We start from the raw sequence: 2,500 nt of genomic DNA, 5'->3' as shown, positions 1-2,500 counted from the left end.
TAGGGGAGGCGAAGGGAAACCGAGTCTGATAAGGGCGCATAGTCGCGGGCAGTAGACCCGAAACCGGGTGATCTAGTCATGCCCAGGGTGAAGGTGCGGTAACACGCACTGGAGGCCCGAACCCACTCCCGTTGCAAAGGTAGGGGATGAGGTGTGATTAGGAGTGAAAAGCTAATCGAACCCGGAGATAGCTGGTTCTCCTCGAAAGCTATTTAGGTAGCGCCTCATATGTATCCTCTCGGGGGTAGAGCACTGTTATGGCTAGGGGGTCATCGCGACTTACCAAACCATTGCAAACTCCGAATACCGAGACGGACTGTATGGGAGACACACGGCGGGTGCTAACGTCCGTCGTGAAAAGGGAAACAACCCAGACCCACAGCTAAGGTCCCAAATTTTGTGCTAAGTGGAAAACCATGTGGAAAGGCACAGACAGCCAGGAGGTTGGCTTAGAAGCAGCCACCCTTTAAAGAAAGCGTAATAGCTCACTGGTCGAGTCGGTCTGCGGGGAAGATTTAACGGGGCTAAGCACAGAACCGAAGCTTGGGGTGCATAACTTTGTTATGCGCGGTAGAGGAGCGTTCCGTAAGCCGTTGAAGGTGGATTGAGAAGTCTGCTGGAGGTATCGGAAGTGCGAATGCTGACATGAGTAACGATAATGCGGGTGAAAAACCCGCACGCCGAAAGCCCAAGGTTTCCTTGCGCAACGTTAATCGGCGCAGGGTGAGTCGGCCCCTAAGGCGAGGACGAAAGTCGTAGTCGATGGGAAGCAGGTTAATATTCCTGCACCTCGCGTAAGTGCGATGGAGGGACGGAGAAGGTTAGGTGTACCAGGCGTTGGTTGTCCTGGGGAAAGGCGGTAGGTTTGGATCTTTGGCAAATCCGGGATCCTCTAAGACCGAGCACCGAGACGAGCCTTTATGGCAAAGTCACTGATACCACGCTTCCAGGAAAAGCTCCTAAGCTTCAGCTTACGCAGACCGTACCGTAAACCGACACAGGTGGGTAGGATGAGAATTCTCAGGCGCTTGAGAGAACTCGGGTGAAGGAACTAGGCAACATGGCACCGTAACTTCGGGAGAAGGTGCACCCTTTTTGGTGGCTCGTGCGAGCTATAGCTGAAGAGGGTCGCAGTAACCAGGCCGCTGCGACTGTTTATCAAAAACACAGCACTCTGCAAACACGAAAGTGGACGTATAGGGTGTGACGCCTGCCCGGTGCTGGAAGGTTAATTGATGGGGTCAGCCGCAAGGCGAAGCTCTTGATCGAAGCCCCAGTAAACGGCGGCCGTAACTATAACGGTCCTAAGGTAGCGAAATTCCTTGTCGGGTAAGTTCCGACCTGCACGAATGGCGTAACGACAGCGGCGCTGTCTCCACCCGAGACTCAGTGAAATTGAAATCGCTGTGAAGATGCAGCGTTCCCGTGGCAAGACGGAAAGACCCCGTGAACCTTTACTATAGCTTTACACTGAACGTTGAGTTCGTCTGTGTAGGATAGGTGGGAGGCTATGAAACCATGGCGCTAGCTGTGGTGGAGCCATCCTTGAAATACCACCCTGTCGTGCTTGACGTTCTAACCTGGGCCCATTATCTGGGTCGGGGACCGTGTATGGTGGGTAGTTTGACTGGGGCGGTCTCCTCCTAAAGAGTAACGGAGGAGCTCGAAGGTACGCTCAGCGCGGTCGGACATCGCGCACTGTGTGCAAAGGCATAAGCGTGCTTGACTGCAAGATCGACGGATCAAGCAGGTAGGAAACTAGGACTTAGTGATCCGGTGGTTCTGTATGGAAGGGCCATCGCTCAACGGATAAAAGGTACTCCGGGGATAACAGGCTGATACCGCCCAAGAGTTCATATCGACGGCGGTGTTTGGCACCTCGATGTCGGCTCATCACATCCTGGGGCTGTAGTCGGTCCCAAGGGTATGGCTGTTCGCCATTTAAAGTGGTACGCGAGCTGGGTTCAGAACGTCGTGAGACAGTTCGGTCCCTATCTGCCATGGGCGTTGGAGATTTGAGAGGGGCTGCTCCTAGTACGAGAGGACCGGAGTGGACGAACCTCTGGTGTTCCGGTTGTCACGCCAGTGGCATTGCCGGGTAGCTATGTTCGGAAGCGATAACCGCTGAAAGCATCTAAGCGGGAAGCGCGCCTCAAGATGAGATCTCCCGGGGCACAAGCCCCCTGAAGGAACCATGTAGACTACGTGGTTGATAGGTCAGGTGTGTAAGTACAGCAATGTATTGAGCTAACTGATACTAATGATCCGTGCGGCTTGACCATATAACCTCAAGTTGCCTTGGCTTTACGACAGCGTCGTAAGAGCATCCAAGTGCACGCTACGTCACAAGAACTATGCGAGGCTGGCGCCTTGTCCCACAGGGACGAGTGCGACACTCCAAAAGCCTCCCTGGTGAAATTAGCGCTGTGGAACCACCCGATCCCATCCCGAACTCGGAAGTGAAACGCAGCTGCGCCGATGGTAGTGTGGCTCAAGCCAT

2 rRNA genes (1 of these 2 cut by a window edge) are annotated in these 2,500 nt (G+C 54.2%); both read left to right on the top strand.

The window, feature by feature from the left end:
* A 23S ribosomal RNA gene (locus ACM0PB_RS20130) occupies positions 1–2,282 on the top strand; it begins 598 nt to the left of the window's first position.
* 126 nt (positions 2,283–2,408) lie between these two features.
* Positions 2,409–2,500: ribosomal RNA gene (rrf, locus tag ACM0PB_RS20125) — 5S ribosomal RNA — on the top strand; the annotation flags it as partial.

Source organism: Stenotrophomonas sp. AR029, from assembly GCF_047520695.2.
In the GTDB taxonomy this organism is placed as follows: domain Bacteria; phylum Pseudomonadota; class Gammaproteobacteria; order Xanthomonadales; family Xanthomonadaceae; genus Stenotrophomonas; species Stenotrophomonas sepilia.
Note: the sequence above shows the minus strand (reverse complement) of the source record. Positions and strands in the feature narration are given on the sequence as shown.